This is a genomic window from Puniceibacterium sp. IMCC21224 (assembly GCF_001038505.1).
Classification (GTDB): domain Bacteria; phylum Pseudomonadota; class Alphaproteobacteria; order Rhodobacterales; family Rhodobacteraceae; genus Puniceibacterium.
On sequence record NZ_LDPY01000001.1, the window covers coordinates 1781052 to 1795950 of the forward strand.

The window sequence follows — 14899 nt, forward strand, 5'->3', positions numbered from 1 at the left end:
CTGTCCAAACAGCAGTTTGCGTCAAGCACGGTGACTTGGCAATGGCGGCGGTTTCTGACCCTGCGGGCTGGGGTCTGGGTGGGGGCAGTGGTAGCGAATCCTTTGGCGCGTCCAACTCTAACCACAGGGGGGCGATGCTGATGCTGTGCCGAACACCCCCCAGTTTCCGAGGCCGTCAGGGCGGGGAATTCAGCTGAGCCGCGCAAAATGCCCGGACAGGATCGCAGCTTGTGCGTCAGTGCCATAGGGCGGATTGATTATAAACATCCCCGAACCCACCATGCGGTGCCCATCACGAACCGGGGGAAAGCTCACCTCATGACGCAAGGTTGTGGGGTGCGCCGCGCTTAGCGCGTCCAGCATCGGATGATGTGCGCCCGAGGTCAGGATCGGATACCACAAGACCAGAATACCGACGTTCCATTTGCGGTGCAGCGTCGTCAGAATGCGCGGCAGATCGGCATAGTCGCTCTTGATTTCGTAGGACGGGTCGATCAGCAGCAGCCCGCGGCGCGGCTCTGGCGGGCATAGGGACTGCGCGAGGGCAAAGCCATCCTGGTGGTGGATATGGATGTTCTTGCGATCGAGGGCGGACTTCAACGCGGCATGTTCACCGGGATGCAGTTCCGCCAGATGCAGTCGGTCCTGCGCCCGCAACAACGTCGCCGCGATCATCGGAGATCCGGGATAGGCGTCGGGGCCGTGGTCCTGGCGCAGTGCCGCCAACGCGCGGGCATAGGGATGCGCTGGCGCAAACCACTGATCGGCGCGCAGGATACCCTTTGCCGCTTCGCCTGTGCGCATGGCCTCGGGCGCGCTGAGGTCGTACAGACCGCGCCCGGCGTGGGTTTCGATATAGCTGAGCGGCTTGGGCTTTTGCGTCAGATAGTCCAGCATCCACGCCAGCAGCGCATGTTTGTGAACATCCGCCAGATTCCCGGCGTGGTAGTGATGTTGATAGGAAAGCATATCGGCGAAGTAGGCGGGATAGGGTCGCGGCGCAAGGCCCGCGCCCCCTAGCGCAATGGGCGTCGACGTAACAGGCGACCCAACACCTGCATCGGCGCCTGTTCGGTGCGCGCCAGTGTGGTGATCCGGTCCCACAACACAGTTAACCGCGCGGAATTCACGGTGCAGACATCCGCAACATCGCGCAGGCTTTGATATTGGATCTCTGCCTCGGCCTGCGACAAGGCAGGCGGGGCGATTGCGGCAAAGCTGATTCCAAACTGCTGCGCCAGCCAATCAAGGTCGGTACAGCGCGCTTCGATCACTGGGCCAAGCCCTGGCCGCAGTGTCGGCTTGGTCCGTGCCGGCGTTTGTGCATCCGCCCGGCGCACCAGCGCCTTGAACCGTTGGGCGCGACGGGCGTACCACGGATGAGGCGCGGAAAATTTACCACGGAAATACGATTGCAGGATCTGCATCGCCTCGGGACTAAGGCTGGAATTCTCTTCCGCAGCCAGCGTGCCCAAGGCGTCGATATCCAGACCGGGCAGGAAATTGGCACAGAAGTCATGGACCACATTCGCGTCCTTCAGCGCCTTACGGTCAAATTTCAACGCCGTGACCGGGCCGGGGCCATGGGTCTGCCATGGCTCTAGCGTGTCGCGGAACCGGCTGGCCGAAGGCAGGGCAAAATCGCCGTTCTTCTTGAGGTCCTGTTGCACGGCCGACAGAAAATACGACGCGGGCGCCCGCAGGTAACAGACCACGCGGACGGATTTGAACTGCGCGTGCAGCACGTGGTTCATCCGCTCAAACGCGGCAGGGTCAAACGGGCGGAACTGATTTTCACAACTGATGACCACTGTGTCGGGGCGCTGGGCCTCAATCGCCAGAAGCAGATTTCGCCACAGCCGTTCGGCGTTTTTCAGCGCGTGTTCTGGGCTTTCGTCGCTGCCGGTTTGGATCTTTGGCACGCCAGTCAGATGCGCAAATAGCCGCTGGTGATTGGCGTGCCCATCCGCGTCGGCCATGAGGATGTTCGCGGCTTTCAGCGCATCAGGGGCGTTCTGAAGGCTACGCTGGATCGAGGTCGACCCGGTTTTGCCATGGCCGATATGGAGGAGGAGGTCGGGTGTGTGGGGCATTGCTGTGCTCTGATCCGCTTGGAGGCGGGTGTAACAGGTCCGGGCGCCGGGGGGAATGTGTGGGGTTTTTGCTTTCGACGGCGGGTCTGTGCCCCCGGACCGGAATCAAGCGCGAAGCGCGCCGGTCCAACGCCTGCCGCCCCCCGGGCTGGCGCTTTGGTGAGGTCAGTGCGGACGTCTGAGTGAGGACGGCTTGGCTGGCATAAAGTGCCCCGAACCGCCGTTGCACGCGCCATCCCGCGGGCAGGCGCTGGACCTTTGTTGGGTAAATATGGGTAGCAATCTGAGCTACATTCGAAAAATTATGGTGAAAAGTGGAATATATCTCTCCGCTCGATTTTTCCATCTCAGAAGAGAACCAAATTTTGTAACTATCACACTGATCTTCAATCGAACTATTTGGATCTTCCTCTCCAATATTAAAGTTTCCTGGAACAGAAAATCGCTCACCCATCCGAAGCAAGGAGTGAACTGTGTATTCGTATCCATCGGCTTGATGTTCAAAGTTTTCAATAGCACACATTCCAAATTTAGAAAATAAAATTGGATCAAGATTTCGGTAGATAAACTTAAATGCCAAGAACCTACTACTTTCGGCAAAGCTATCCCATGTATCATGATGAAAGAAGTGTTGTAGTGCATTTCTCCTTGCTCTCACTAGTTCAAATATCTCTGGATCCGATATTTTTTCGCCAGTTACCAACCAAAGAATGTTTGGTAGAACTGAAAAGTCGTGTGTTTTTGCGCTTGCAATAAGTGAGTCTAGATCTGGACCGGGTTCCCCGATCAGTTTGAGAGAAAAGATATCTCGAAAAATCAGCAGCGGATGTTGCTTTGCGATTGTTGCTTTGAATAAAAGCTCTCCGGCGCGAGCGGCATCTAGGATGGAAGCAGTGCCATAGTGATCCAACGAATAGTCAAAATAAGTCGCATGGTGGTTTGCTGATTTCAAAGCCATCAGCGCTCCAGTCAACAACGCGTCGGAAATATTCTTTTATACGGCCAGCATCAAACCAACCTCGACACATCCTTCGCCGCCCTGACAAAATCCTTGAACAACGGATGCGGTTCGAACGGCTTTGATTTCAGCTCGGGATGGAATTGCACGCCGATGAACCATGGATGGTCTGACCATTCGACGATCTCGGGCAATTTTCCATCCGGGGACATGCCGGAGAAGCTGAGCCCTGCCTTTTCGAGTGCTTCGCGGTAGGTGATATCGACCTCGTAGCGGTGGCGGTGACGTTCGTCGATGGTCGTCTTGCCATAGATCCCGGCGACGCGTGATCCTTCGGCTAATACGGCGTCATAGGCACCCAGGCGCATGGTGCCGCCTTTGTCGTCGCTTACCGAACGGTTGACTTTTTCGTTGCCCTGCACCCATTCTTTGAGGTGGTAAACCACCGGCTCGAAACGCTTTTTACCAGTCTCGTGGTCGAATTCCTCGGAGCCTGCGGTCTTGACGCCTGCGACGTTGCGCGCGGCTTCGATCACCGCCATCTGCATCCCCAGGCAGATGCCAAGGTAGGGGATTTTGTGTTCGCGGGCGTACTGTGCGGCCTTGATCTTGCCTTCGGTGCCGCGTTCGCCAAAGCCGCCGGGGACCAGAATGGCGTGAAAACCGCTGAGGTAGGGTGCGGGGTCTTCGCGATCGAAAATCTCGGCATCGACCCACTGGATATTGACCTTGACCCGATTTGCCATGCCGCCATGAGTCAGCGCCTCGGCAATCGATTTATAGGCGTCTTCGAGCTGGGTGTATTTGCCGACGATGGCGACGCTGACCTCGCCCTCGGGATTGTAGATCCGGTCGGCGACATCTTCCCACCGGTCGAGTTTCGGACGCGGGGCGGGGGTGATGGCAAAGGCGTCAAGCACGGCCTGATCCAGTCCTTCGCGGTGATAAGCCAGCGGTGCCTCGTAGATCGACTTGAGATCCTGCGCGGCAATCACGCTGTCGGGGCGAACGTTGCAGAACAGCGCCAGCTTTTCGCGCTCTTTGATCGGGATCGGCCCCTCAGAGCGACAGACAAGGATATCAGGCGCGATACCGATAGAACGCAGTTCCTTGACCGAATGCTGAGTCGGCTTGGTCTTTAGTTCGCCCGACGCCTTGATGAACGGCAGCAGAGTGAGATGCATAAAGATACATTGGCCACGCGGTTTGTCCTGGGAGAATTGGCGGATCGCCTCAAAGAACGGCAGACCCTCGATGTCACCGACGGTGCCGCCGATTTCGCACAGCATGAAATCAACCTCGTCCTCGCCGATCGAGATGAAATCCTTGATCTCGTTGGTGACGTGCGGGATCACCTGAATCGTCTTGCCAAGGTAATCGCCGCGGCGTTCCTTTTCCAACACATTGGAATAAATCCGGCCGGACGAGATGCTGTCGGTCTTTCGCGCAGAGACCCCGGTGAACCGCTCATAATGGCCAAGGTCGAGGTCGGTTTCGGCCCCGTCATCCGTGACAAACACCTCGCCATGTTCGAACGGCGACATGGTGCCGGGATCGACGTTGAGGTAAGGGTCCAGTTTGCGCAGTCGGACGGAAAAGCCGCGCGCCTGAAGCAAGGCGCCCAGAGCAGCCGAAGCCAGCCCCTTGCCAAGGGAAGAGACCACACCGCCGGTGATGAAGATAAAACGAGCCATGTGGCGCGAACCCCGTGATTTTATTACGTTTTTAAATCCCACAGATCCCAGAGGATCGGTAGCATCACGGGATTTAACATATAGAGGATTCGCATCGCCAAAGCAAGCCGGCCGCAAGATGCTGTTGCGGACGTGACGTCATGCTCAATCCGTTGTGGTGTCGTCGCCCTGCCGAGTGTGCGGCGACGGGATAACCGGATCAGTCGGCGCGCGGCACCAGTGGTGCGTCGGTGTCGGTGCCCGACGGTGGCGGTAGCATGGAATCGGTGTCGAGACCGGGGATACCCGGTACGCTGTCTGTCGTCGGAGCTGCGCTGTCGGAGGTGCCGCCGATCCGGTCCATGATCGACGTACCAGACGCGCTGGATGCCGCAATGATCGTCAGCGCGATCGAGGTGCAGATAAAAGCAATAGCCAAGATCCAGGTCAGTTTCCCCATCGCCGTGGCTGCAGCGCGACCAGTCATCGCACCGCCGCCGCCGCCGCCCATACCGAGCCCGCCACCTTCGGAGCGCTGCATCAGCACGGCGCCGATCAGCGACAGAGCAAGAAGGAGGTGGATGATGAGGACGACGTTTTCCATTGTGGACCTGTGCGCTGCTGTGCGGTTTGGCGGTATCTAGGCCCAATGAGGCCTAGGCGCAACCCGTGGAAACGCGACTGACCGGGCAATCCGCGCCGGGTTGCCGGTGGTTGCGATATTGCCTTGGGCGTCTGACGGGCGGAACTGAGATACGCGGTTGGCTTGGTCATCTGCCTGATCTGTCGCAAAGTGCGTATTTTAGAAGAGAAGAAGTCGGTGTGGGGGTTATTCGTCGACGTCGTCCACATCTGCCTGTCCCGAGAGTTTGCGGCGGATGATGCTCCAGCTTAGGCCGATTCCGAGCACCAGAGACAGCGCGAGGAGGCCGAGCCATTGGCTCGCCGTTTGGTTGCTCAGATCCAGCAGGCCATAGTCAGACAGCACCCAGAGCAGTGCAGCGACTAGCGCCAGAACCAGCAGCATGCCAAAGGCGCCGATGGATCGTAATGTTGCGCGTAGATAGATTATGTAACCGATCAGCAGCACGAGGCCGAGCAGAACGGTCAGGGGCAATTGCGTGTCGAAATTGTTCGGCGCCCAGCGGGCATAGCTCCACGAGGTTGGATTGTAGGTGGCGGCCAGCAGGACAAAGGCACAGACCCAGCGCAACAGAAATCCCATTAAACCCTCGTCAATTGTTTTGCACGTGCGACTGTTTTGCCCGTGCGACTGGGCCATTGATGGACCGAAAGCGTTGAGCCTGTCCAGCCCCGAGGCCGACCCTGCAAATTGGTGGTTTCGCCGGGCCACTGGGATGGCTATACACACGCGGGTTTGAACGTCGGATCGAAAGGGTCAAAGACATGGCAAATGTTGTGGTCGTGGGCGCGCAATGGGGCGACGAAGGCAAGGGCAAGATCGTTGACTGGCTGAGCGAGCGCGCCGATGTCATCGCGCGCTTTCAGGGCGGGCATAATGCTGGCCATACGCTGGTGATTGACGGGACTGTTTTTAAGTTGTCGCTGCTGCCCAGCGGAATTGTGCGCGGTGGCAAGTTGTCGGTCATTGGCAATGGAGTTGTGCTGGACCCGTGGCATCTGAAGAAAGAGATCGCGCAACTGCGCGGGCAGGGGGTCACGATCACCCCGGAAACCCTGATGATTGCCGAGAATACGCCGCTGATCCTGCCGATCCATGGCGAGCTGGACCGGGCGCGCGAATCTGCGACAAACGTGGCCAAGATTGGGACCACCGGTCGCGGCATTGGTCCCGCCTATGAGGATAAAGTGGGCCGCCGCTCGGTGCGGGTGGCTGACCTGGCCGATCCGGCAACTCTGGAAGAGCGGGTCGATCGTGCGCTGGTGCATCATGATGCGCTGCGGCGGGGTCTGGGGCTGGAGCCGGTTGATCGCGCCCGGCTGTTGGCCGACCTGCGTGAGATTGCTCCGGTGGTGCTGGAATATGCGGCGCCGGTCTGGAAAATTCTCAATGAAAAGCGCCGGGCGGGGAAACGCATCCTGTTTGAGGGCGCGCAGGGAGCGCTGCTGGACATCGACTTTGGCACCTATCCCTTTGTGACCTCGTCCAACGTCATCGCCGGGCAGGCGGCGACTGGTACGGGCATCGGCCCAGGGGCAATTGATTTTGTGCTGGGGATCGTCAAGGCCTATACCACACGCGTCGGCGAAGGTCCGTTCCCGGCCGAGTTGCACGATGCCGATGGGCAGCGCCTAGGTGAGCGAGGTCACGAGTTTGGCACCGTAACCGGACGCAAGCGCCGCTGTGGGTGGTTCGACGCGGTTTTGGTGCGCCAGACCTGTGCCACATCGGGGGTGAACGGAATCGCGTTTACCAAGCTCGACGTATTGGACGGTTTCGAGACGCTGAAAATCTGCATCGGCTACGAGCTGGACGGCACCCGTCTGGATTATCTGCCGACGGCGGCAGATGCACAGTCCCGCTGCACACCTATTTATGAGGAAATGCCGGGCTGGTCACAGTCGACCGAGGGCGCGCGCAGTTGGGCTGATCTGCCCGCAGAGGCGATCAAATATGTTCGCCGCGTCGAGGAGCTGATTGGGTGCCCTGTTGCGCTGCTCTCGACCTCGCCCGAGCGCGAGGACACGATTCTGGTCACCGACCCGTTTGCAGATTGAGGGGGCCAAACATGGCGCTGAGCTATAAAAGACGCCGGTGGTTTTCTGTTCTGATCCTGCTGGTGGGACTGCCGCTCTATATCGTGCTGTCGATCAGTATCATGAATTGGCTCGGGCGGCCGCCGCTGTTGCTGGAGCTTGGCATTTATGTCGCGCTGGGTCTGCTCTGGGCGCTACCGTTCAAATACGTGTTCCGTGGCGTCGGGCAGGCTGATCCGGACGAGGGCAAGTAACCGCAGCGCGGTTTGATGTGCCGCCACGCCTGTCTTTGGCGTCGTGTAATTGATCATGGGCACCATACATGCGCATTCGAAGAATATGCTCGGGCTTAGGGCTGACGTTCTTCGCGCTGCATAGCAAAACGGCGGGTCTGGCGACCCGCCGTTTTCGCATTTTCCGGGCTGATTATCTTAGCCTGCGCGTTCGCTCGGTTTAAAGCTGATCCGGTCCGAGGCAGTAAACCGCCCGCCACGGGTCTTTTCGATCTTGCCGTCCCGCAGCAATTGACCAAAGCTGCGCAGCCGGTCCTCGCGGCTGGATTCGGACTGTTCAGCGGCACGCACTTTGGTCATTAGCTGCGGACGCGAAAACTGTTCGCGGCCTTCGACGAACGACATGTAAGACGCGGCGGCCTCGAGAAGCTCTGGCAGGTGGGTGGCCCCCATGGTTTCAGCAAACTCGCTAAAGCCGATGTCGGCGGCCTGATCCGCTTCGTTGATCCGGGCGGTGTTGCGCACGACGCGGCGCGGGCGCACGATCACAGGCTGATCCGAAGCGGGTGTCGCTGCGGCAGGGGCCGGAGCCAACGGACGCGGAGCGACGGCAGCCGGGGCGGGATTGACGCGCTGTTCTGCCACCAGTTTGAGCGGCGCAGGACGCGACTGGGTCGGGCGGTCAGAACGGCTGGCATCCGGCACCGCGACGGGACGACGTGGGCGTACAGCACTGGCTAGGTCGGCGCGATAAGGCTCGGCCTCTTTTTCGACGTCCTTTTTGCGGCCAAGGATGCGGTCGGCGCGGGTGGCCGCAACAGCGGCACGCAGGTGGGCGATAGCACTGCGGCGGCGGTTGCCCTCGGGTTCGCTAAGCTGGGTGTTGGTTTCGTCCAGAATGCGCGAAACTGACGTGCCTTCTTCTTCGATACGGTTTTCCGTCAGCATAACGCGGGCCGGGCTGGAAAGTTTGACCGCCTTGCGCGCCCCTTCCCGGGCCATACGGTCCAGCGCTTCGTCTACATCGTCGCGAGCAAAGAGGCTGTTACCATCCTCGGCTTCGTCGTCGTCCTCGTCATCCAGCAGCGACGACAGATCGTCGTCATCGTCCAGATCGGGATTGATGGCAGAATCGTCCGTAGCGATGGCATCGACCGGCGGCGTCGCGACCTCATCCTCCTCCTCAGATGCGGTTGGTGTGTCCCAGGCGTCTTCGGCGTCGCTGTTCCCTGTGGATCGCTCGGCTACTGCCACCAGCGGTGTGTTATCGTCGGCGTCGTCCAGCGCAAATTGGTCCCAATCGTCACTGTTCGCATCGTCTGCGATCGGGGTCGTTGCGGCAGGGGCATTCCATTCTTCATCAGCGGTCTCCTTGGCGAGCGAGACCGGCGTAGACACTCTGGACACTTGCGGGCTGACGTCACTGGCCGGGGTATCCCATTCCTCTTCGTCATCGGCGTCGTTATATGCGTCGGGTGCCGGTGTTTCGAGAGCCTCGAGTTTGATGTCGCCGAATGTCGGCGTGTCCCATTCGTCGTCGTCATCCAGATCGGCGGTTTCGTCCTGCGTCTGGGCCTGATCGGCGTCATCGTCCCAATCTTCGTCGAATTCGCTGGAAACAGTGGCGAGTTCGCGGGCGAGGTCTGCTTCTTCTTCGGCGCTCAGGCTGCTGATCTGCTCGGCGACCGGATCGGGCTTTACTTCTTCGAGCTGGCCCGCCGCGACTGCGGCATCAAACGCGGCGCGCTTGATTTTGATAACACGCGCCATGGGGCGCGGTGCCGGGGGGGCTGAACGCGCCACCTCGGGGACAGAAAACTCCGAGAGATCAACGGCATCATCTGTGGCGCTGTCTGCGGACTCTTCGATCGGGGCTTCGTCGGTATCTGTTGCATTTGTCTGCGACAGGTCTTCGTCAGTCGTCGGGGCATGATCGGTGTCGTCCGCGTCCTGCGCGTGAATTGCTGATTCTGCACTAAGAACGCTGGCGATTGTGTCCGCGAAGAGGGCATCCGCGTGCGATTCAGCGGTTTCAGGTGCGGCGTCCGGTTCGATATGTACTTCTGCACGGGCCGAGGTTTCGTCGCTGGCGGGGAAACCACCCATAAAGGCGCTGACCGCGTCTTCGTCAAAGGCTTCTTCGGCGTGCTCGTCCTCGGAATAATTGGTGCTGGTCGTGCGGTTTGCCATGACGACAGCACGAATCCGCTGAAGTTTTGCGGCGACGCTGGATTGGTCGCTCTGTGCCGGAGCGGTCTGCTCGGGCGTTTCACTTGCCACAGGTTCGACAATCGCTGCACTTTCGGTGCTTGCGGTTTCAGTGGTCGCGCTGGCTGTGTCGGCGGGCGGATTTGCCACTTGAGGCGCTTCGACCTGGGGCATAGCGGTCGTCGGAGCATCATATGTGACTTGGGTCGCAACCGTAGTGTCGGTGGCAGCGATGGTGTCGTCTTTTACCTCGGGCGTCGGTGCCGGGTCGGTTGTCGCAACAGGTTCCGGCGCAATTGTGGATGTGGCCGGCGATTCTACCTGCTGCGGCGCGTCCTGTACCTCGTCATCCGCAGGCAAAATTCCGGTTTCGCTCAGAGGCTGGGCGGCTTGGTCCGTCTCGTCAGCCGGTGGCAGGTCAGCAGCGGCTGGGGGCAGGTCAGCGGCGCTTGCGGCGGGGGCAGGCTGGTCGTCCACTTTGGCCTGTGCAGCTGGGGCCGGGGTGGGAACGGGCATTTCGGCTTGTGTCGCGGCTGGGCCACCCGAGGCAGGCGCGGCGTCGGGGCGGTCGAGAGCGGCACGCAACACGTAGCTGCCATTCTCCATCCGGGCGTCAACCCGGCGGGCAATCTCGCGCTCGGCGATGCGGGCGAGCATCTCGGCGTCCGGCGATGGCGGTTCAGCGCCGAAGTAGCGGTCGTCCTGCGTCAGATCACGAAAATACTCCGCAATCGCCTTCATGGTATCAAAGGAATCGTCGAACCCTTCTAGGGTACATGAGAATGTACCGTAGGAGACTGTTAAAATCTTACTCGAACTTACCATGTGCCTGCTCACTTTCACATTTTCTGCAACAGTGTGTTTAGCATGTTACCCAAGTCTAAAGCTGACCGAATCTGTGCCTTTGAGCGTATCATTTCATGGCTAGATTGTGATCGGTTTCCAAACACTGTCTTAATTGGGGGTAAAAATCGTGATTGTTCACAAAAATACCCCGATTCTGCTGGTTGGCGGCGCGCCGGGCGACGTGACGCAACTTGCGGCGCTCTGCGACATGGTTAACACCGTCGTCGCGGCGGATGGCGGGTTAGAACCACTCCTGCGCTTGGGAACGACCCCAGTGGCGGTGATCGGCGACATGGATTCGGTGTCTGAACAGGCGCTCGATGCGCTGCCACCGGGGGGCGTCCACCGGATAGATGGGCAGGATGACACCGATTTCGAGAAATGTCTGCGCCGGATTGAGGCGCCGCTGGTGCTGGGCTGGGGATTCCTGGGTGGACGGGTCGATCATGAACTGGCGGCACTGACGGTACTGGCACGATACCCCTCGCGGCGCTGCGTGCTGGTGGGGGCATCGGATCTGGTGTTGCTCTGCCCGCCGGAGCTGGATCTCGATCTGCCTGAGGGCTCGCGATTGTCGCTCTGGCCGCTGGCGCCAGTGACGGGCACATCGCAGGGATTGCGCTGGCCGATTGGCGGACTGCGATTTGCGCCGGATCAGGTGGGGGGTACCTCGAACCAGGTCATCGGGCCAGTCCACTTGCGGATCGCGGCGGCGAAGATGCTGCTTATTCTGCCGGTGTCGGCACTTGAGACGGTACTTGCGGCATTGCGCGGGCAGACAGCATCATGGACCGCTCTCTGATCACAATATAGAGACCGGCGGCAACAGTCACACAGATACCTATGGCGGCAAGTGCATTGGGCAGATCGCCAAAGACGGCAAAGCCGATGATCGTGGCGATCGGGATCTCTAGATACTGCATTGGCGCCAGCGTAGCAGACGGGGCAAAGCGCAGCGACCATGTCATCAAAAGATGCGCAAGGGTGCCAAGCAGGCCGATACCGATCAGTAGCGACCAGGTTGCACGGCTGGGCGATTCCCAGGCCAAGGCAGGAAAGGCATCCGCCGGGATCAGAATCACCAGCGGTGCGATTAGGCAGACGGCCATGACGCCTGACACAGCCTGCAATCCAATCGGATCTGTTTGCCGCGCAATTTGACGGGTGACCAGCATGAAGACCGAAAAGTTGACGGCAACACCCAACGGAAGCAAGGCGGGCCAGCCGACTTCGGCAAAGGCGGGCTGAACCACCAAAAGTGTGCCGATAAACCCAACGGCGCAGGCCAGCAGACGGCGCATGCCAACCTCTTCTCCCAGAACGAAATGTCCCAGGATCAGCATCAGGAAAGGCATGATAAAGGCGATAGCGACCGCGTCTGCCAGTGGCAGATACATCAGCGCGGAAAACATCATGCCGATGCCAAGGATATGCAGCAGGGTGCGCAGAATGGTAAGCGCCAGCAAGCGCCCCCGCAGACGCCAGCTGCGCCGGGTCAGCAACAAAAATGGGATCAGTGCAATGGCTTGGATACCAAAGCGAACCAGCAGCAGCTGTGCAAGTGGGACTTGGCCCCCCAATAGCTTGGCCACTGCATCGCCCATGGGGGCCACGATACAGAAACCCAGCATCAAGAGGATGCCCAGAAGTGGGTTATCCTTGTGCATGACCGGACGCTAGCCAGAAGCCAGAGCTAAGACAAGTCTCACGTTTAAATTAAGAGGAGAGAAATTTATCAACTTGAAGTTGCATTTTTATGATGACTTTCCACTCGGTTTAGGGGTTTGCGTGGCGAATCCCGAGCCGCCGGAGAATTGGGGGTGATCCGCTGTGATCATACCTTTCAGCAATTGGGGATATTGACAGCCAGACCACCCAGAGAGGTTTCCTTGTACTTTTCCGACATGTCGACGCCGGTCTGGCGCATCGTTTCGATACAGGCGTCCAGTGGTACTAAATGCACCCCGTCGCCGCGCAGCGCCAGTGACGCGGCTGATACTGCCTTGATCGCGCCCAGCCCGTTGCGTTCGATGCAGGGCACCTGCACCAGCCCGCGAACCGGGTCGCAGGTCATGCCAAGGTGATGTTCGAGCGCGATTTCGGCCGCATTTTCGATTTGCGCCGGTGTCCCGCCAAGCACGGCACACAGTCCGGCTGCTGCCATTGCCGCGGCGCTGCCGACTTCGGCCTGACAACCGGCCTCGGCGCCGGAAATACTGGCGTTGTACTTGACCAATCCGCCAATCGCCGCCGCAGTGAGCAGGAAATCAGGCACAAGCCGTTCGCTCGCCCCGGGGACATGGTCCAGCCAGTAGCGGATTGTCGCGGGCACGACGCCAGCCGCGCCGTTGGTGGGGGCGGTCACGACCTGGCCACCAGCGGCGTTCTCTTCGTTCACGGCCATGGCGTAGCAGCTCATCCAGTCGTTGATCGTGTGCGGCGGGCTTTGGTTCTGGCCGCGTTCGGCCAGCAGCGCCTGATGAATCGCGCGGGCGCGGCGACGGACCTTGAGCCCGCCGGGCAAGATGCCATCGTTTGCCATGCCCCGATCAATGCAATCGGTCATCACCTGCCAAATCCGGGTTAGCCCGCGATCCAAATTGGCCGCGCCGCCCCGCGCCACCTCATTGGCGCGTTTCATCTGGGCGATGCTCTGCCCGCTGGATTGGGACATGGAAAGCATCTCGGTCGCTGATCCAAACGGATACGGGATCGGCGGGCCATCGTCGCTTGCCTTGCCTGCGGCCAGCTCGGTGTCGGTCAGCACAAAACCACCGCCGATCGAATAATAGGTTTGTTGCAGGATCACGTCGCCCTGCGCGTCGGTTGCCATCAGGATCATGCCATTGGCATGGCCGGGCAAGTTTGGGCCAAAGTCGAAATGCAGATCATTCACCGGATCGAAGGTCAGTTCCGGCAACCCCTCGGGTGTCAGTCGGCACGTATCGCGGATGGTTGCAAACGCCAGGTCGGCGGCGGTGGCATCGTAAGTTTCGGGCCGAAACCCGGCGAGGCCAAGGATCGTGGCCCGATCGGTGGCGTGTCCGACACCGGTAAAGGCAAGACTGCCGTGCAACGACGCGCGCACACCGGCAAAGGCAAACGGCGCCGTCCGCATCTGATCAAGGAACCGCGCGGCGGCCACCATCGGCCCCATCGTGTGGGACGATGACGGACCGATTCCGACTTTGAACATATCGAAGACCGAGAGGAACATGCGCGGGCACTCTTTTCAGCTAAAGGGGGCGTTGACGTCAGTGTTTCGCGTCCGGCGGCGGGTCGCAAGGGCCTGCGGGGCTCAGGTGGCGCTGCCCTCGGGAGGAGCGGCGCGTTGTGGCGCGGAGAACGGCGAGGGACCAAGCCCTTCGGCCTGAGATGCGATACGGACAGTGTCGCGCGCCTCGAACCTCGTCGCGATGGCGTGCAGGGCAGGGGTGTCGGACAGGCGGAACCAATCCGTATGCCCGTCTGGATACAGGGCGCACCAGCGCAACAGCGGACACAGGTAGATATCGAGCAGCGTCGGCTGCTCTGCGCCGAACCATGAATGACCCGTGCCCGCAGCCTGATCCAGCAGACCAAGATGTCCGCAAATGTTGTCCTGAATCCGGAGACGCAGGCCCTGCTGTACCGACTGATGTGGCCCTGCATAGGTTGCAGGATAGAACAGCATCCGCATCTCGGCATGCACTGTGTTGGACAGAAAAAACAGCCAGGCCAGAAACGCCCCGCGCCCAGGGGAATCAGCCGCCGGAGCAAGGCCGTTATGGGTCTCTGCCAGCCAGAGCAGGATGGCGCCGGTCTCAAACACCGGGCCGTGTGGCGTCTCGATCATGGGGATGCGCCCGACAGGATTGAGCGCGCGGTAAGCCGGGCTGCGCTGTTCCCGCGCGCTGCGATCCACCAGCACCGTTTCAAACGATTGCCCCAGTTCGAGCAGCGCCAGCCGCACGATCAGCGACGCGTTGTCCGGGGCGTAATGCAGGCGGTAAGGCTGGTTCATACTTATCCAGTAGCGCGCGGGTCGGTTGTGGCCCGTCTGCTTGCGACGATTTATATGCGTTTCCAGACGTTGGCACCGATGCCGACAGTTCGCAAGCGGACAGGCCATGGGACATCGTGCGTCCGGCGATGTGGGCGGAGGGATCAATTGTCTCTCGCCCCCAGCGGCACCGCGCATTATAAGGCCGCCAATCAGACCGAGGCCGT

General features: G+C 60.2%; 13 protein-coding genes. 3 read left to right on the forward strand and 10 right to left on the reverse strand.

Translation table 11 applies throughout. The features are described from left to right. Positions 1-189: 189 nt before the first annotated feature. The 6 genes from IMCC21224_RS08155 to IMCC21224_RS08180 all read right to left on the reverse strand — a co-directional run bounded on the left by IMCC21224_RS08155 (position 190) and on the right by IMCC21224_RS08180 (position 5949). Positions 190-969 carry a 23S rRNA (adenine(2030)-N(6))-methyltransferase RlmJ gene (locus IMCC21224_RS08155; protein ID WP_047994924.1) on the reverse strand — a complete coding sequence of 260 codons (780 nt, stop codon included), beginning with the start codon at positions 967-969 and terminating at the stop codon, positions 190-192. A 47-nt stretch (positions 970-1016) separates the two neighbouring features. Beyond that, a complete protein-coding gene (locus tag IMCC21224_RS08160) occupies positions 1017-2093 on the reverse strand; it encodes a hypothetical protein (RefSeq protein WP_047994925.1) in 1077 nt (358 codons plus the stop codon). Further along, positions 2023-3051, reverse strand: coding sequence for a hypothetical protein (locus IMCC21224_RS27705; protein ID WP_156178183.1), 1029 nt, complete (start codon positions 3049-3051; stop codon positions 2023-2025). Before IMCC21224_RS27705 ends, IMCC21224_RS08160 begins: the two co-directional genes overlap by 71 nt. Before the next feature lie 50 nt (positions 3052-3101). Continuing rightward, on the reverse strand, positions 3102-4745 hold the full coding sequence (locus IMCC21224_RS08170) for a CTP synthase (protein ID WP_047994927.1): 1644 nt from the start codon (positions 4743-4745) through the stop codon (positions 3102-3104). Positions 4746-4944: 199 nt separating this feature from the next. Then, complete coding sequence (gene secG / locus IMCC21224_RS08175; RefSeq protein WP_047994928.1) at positions 4945-5328, reverse strand: preprotein translocase subunit SecG; 384 nt, start codon at positions 5326-5328, stop codon at positions 4945-4947. A 225-nt stretch (positions 5329-5553) separates the two neighbouring features. Further along, positions 5554-5949, reverse strand: a complete 396-nt coding sequence (locus IMCC21224_RS08180; protein ID WP_047994929.1) for a DUF6524 family protein — start codon at positions 5947-5949, stop codon at positions 5554-5556. Between the two features lie 182 nt (positions 5950-6131). On the opposite strand from IMCC21224_RS08180, the gene IMCC21224_RS08185 reads away from it, so the two are divergent. Further along, entirely contained in the window at positions 6132-7424 is a 1293-nt protein-coding gene (locus IMCC21224_RS08185; protein WP_047994930.1) for an adenylosuccinate synthase, read from the forward strand. An 11-nt stretch (positions 7425-7435) separates the two neighbouring features. Then, positions 7436-7657 (forward strand): DUF2842 domain-containing protein, encoded by a 222-nt coding sequence (locus tag IMCC21224_RS08190; RefSeq protein WP_047994931.1) that lies wholly within the window; start codon positions 7436-7438, stop codon positions 7655-7657. A 177-nt stretch (positions 7658-7834) separates the two neighbouring features. Here the strand turns inward: IMCC21224_RS08190 and IMCC21224_RS26445 are convergent, their stop codons facing one another. Then, the gene (locus IMCC21224_RS26445; protein ID WP_156178185.1) at positions 7835-10669 is read right to left on the reverse strand and encodes a hypothetical protein; all 2835 of its coding nucleotides are present in this window, start codon (positions 10667-10669) and stop codon (positions 7835-7837) included. Between the two features lie 148 nt (positions 10670-10817). Here IMCC21224_RS26445 and IMCC21224_RS08200 point away from each other — a divergent pair, with 148 nt between their 5' ends. Further along, positions 10818-11492 carry a thiamine diphosphokinase gene (locus tag IMCC21224_RS08200; RefSeq protein ID WP_047996978.1) on the forward strand — a complete coding sequence of 225 codons (675 nt, stop codon included), beginning with the start codon at positions 10818-10820 and terminating at the stop codon, positions 11490-11492. On the opposite strand, the gene IMCC21224_RS08205 is transcribed toward IMCC21224_RS08200, so the two are convergent. The 3 genes from IMCC21224_RS08205 to IMCC21224_RS08215 all read right to left on the reverse strand — a co-directional run bounded on the left by IMCC21224_RS08205 (position 11416) and on the right by IMCC21224_RS08215 (position 14693). Further along, entirely contained in the window at positions 11416-12357 is a 942-nt protein-coding gene (locus IMCC21224_RS08205) for a DMT family transporter (protein WP_047994932.1), read from the reverse strand. The genes IMCC21224_RS08200 and IMCC21224_RS08205 overlap by 77 nt on opposite strands. A 176-nt stretch (positions 12358-12533) precedes the next feature. After that, positions 12534-13907, reverse strand: a complete 1374-nt coding sequence (locus tag IMCC21224_RS08210; RefSeq protein WP_047994933.1) for an L-serine ammonia-lyase — start codon at positions 13905-13907, stop codon at positions 12534-12536. A gap of 81 nt (positions 13908-13988) precedes the next feature. Further along, positions 13989-14693: a glutathione S-transferase family protein gene (locus tag IMCC21224_RS08215; RefSeq protein WP_047994934.1), complete on the reverse strand. Its 705-nt coding sequence runs from the start codon at positions 14691-14693 to the stop codon at positions 13989-13991. Between the last annotated feature and the right edge of the window lie 206 nt (positions 14694-14899).

Excerpts from the sequence above, each read along its gene's own strand:
- IMCC21224_RS08155 (WP_047994924.1), bottom strand. The coding sequence starts at position 969 with ATGCTTTCCTATCAACATCACTACCACGCCGGGAATCTGGCGGATGTT.
- IMCC21224_RS08160 (WP_047994925.1), bottom strand. The coding sequence starts at position 2,093 with ATGCCCCACACACCCGACCTCCTCCTCCATATCGGCCATGGCAAAACC.
- IMCC21224_RS27705 (WP_156178183.1), bottom strand. The coding sequence starts at position 3,051 with ATGGCTTTGAAATCAGCAAACCACCATGCGACTTATTTTGACTATTCG.
- IMCC21224_RS08170 (WP_047994927.1), bottom strand. The coding sequence starts at position 4,745 with ATGGCTCGTTTTATCTTCATCACCGGCGGTGTGGTCTCTTCCCTTGGC.
- secG (WP_047994928.1), bottom strand. The coding sequence starts at position 5,328 with ATGGAAAACGTCGTCCTCATCATCCACCTCCTTCTTGCTCTGTCGCTG.
- IMCC21224_RS08180 (WP_047994929.1), bottom strand. The coding sequence starts at position 5,949 with ATGGGATTTCTGTTGCGCTGGGTCTGTGCCTTTGTCCTGCTGGCCGCC.
- IMCC21224_RS08185 (WP_047994930.1), top strand. The coding sequence starts at position 6,132 with ATGGCAAATGTTGTGGTCGTGGGCGCGCAATGGGGCGACGAAGGCAAG.
- IMCC21224_RS08190 (WP_047994931.1), top strand. The coding sequence starts at position 7,436 with ATGGCGCTGAGCTATAAAAGACGCCGGTGGTTTTCTGTTCTGATCCTG.
- IMCC21224_RS26445 (WP_156178185.1), bottom strand. The coding sequence starts at position 10,669 with ATGGTAAGTTCGAGTAAGATTTTAACAGTCTCCTACGGTACATTCTCA.
- IMCC21224_RS08205 (WP_047994932.1), bottom strand. The coding sequence starts at position 12,357 with ATGCACAAGGATAACCCACTTCTGGGCATCCTCTTGATGCTGGGTTTC.
- IMCC21224_RS08210 (WP_047994933.1), bottom strand. The coding sequence starts at position 13,907 with ATGTTCCTCTCGGTCTTCGATATGTTCAAAGTCGGAATCGGTCCGTCA.
- IMCC21224_RS08215 (WP_047994934.1), bottom strand. The coding sequence starts at position 14,693 with ATGAACCAGCCTTACCGCCTGCATTACGCCCCGGACAACGCGTCGCTG.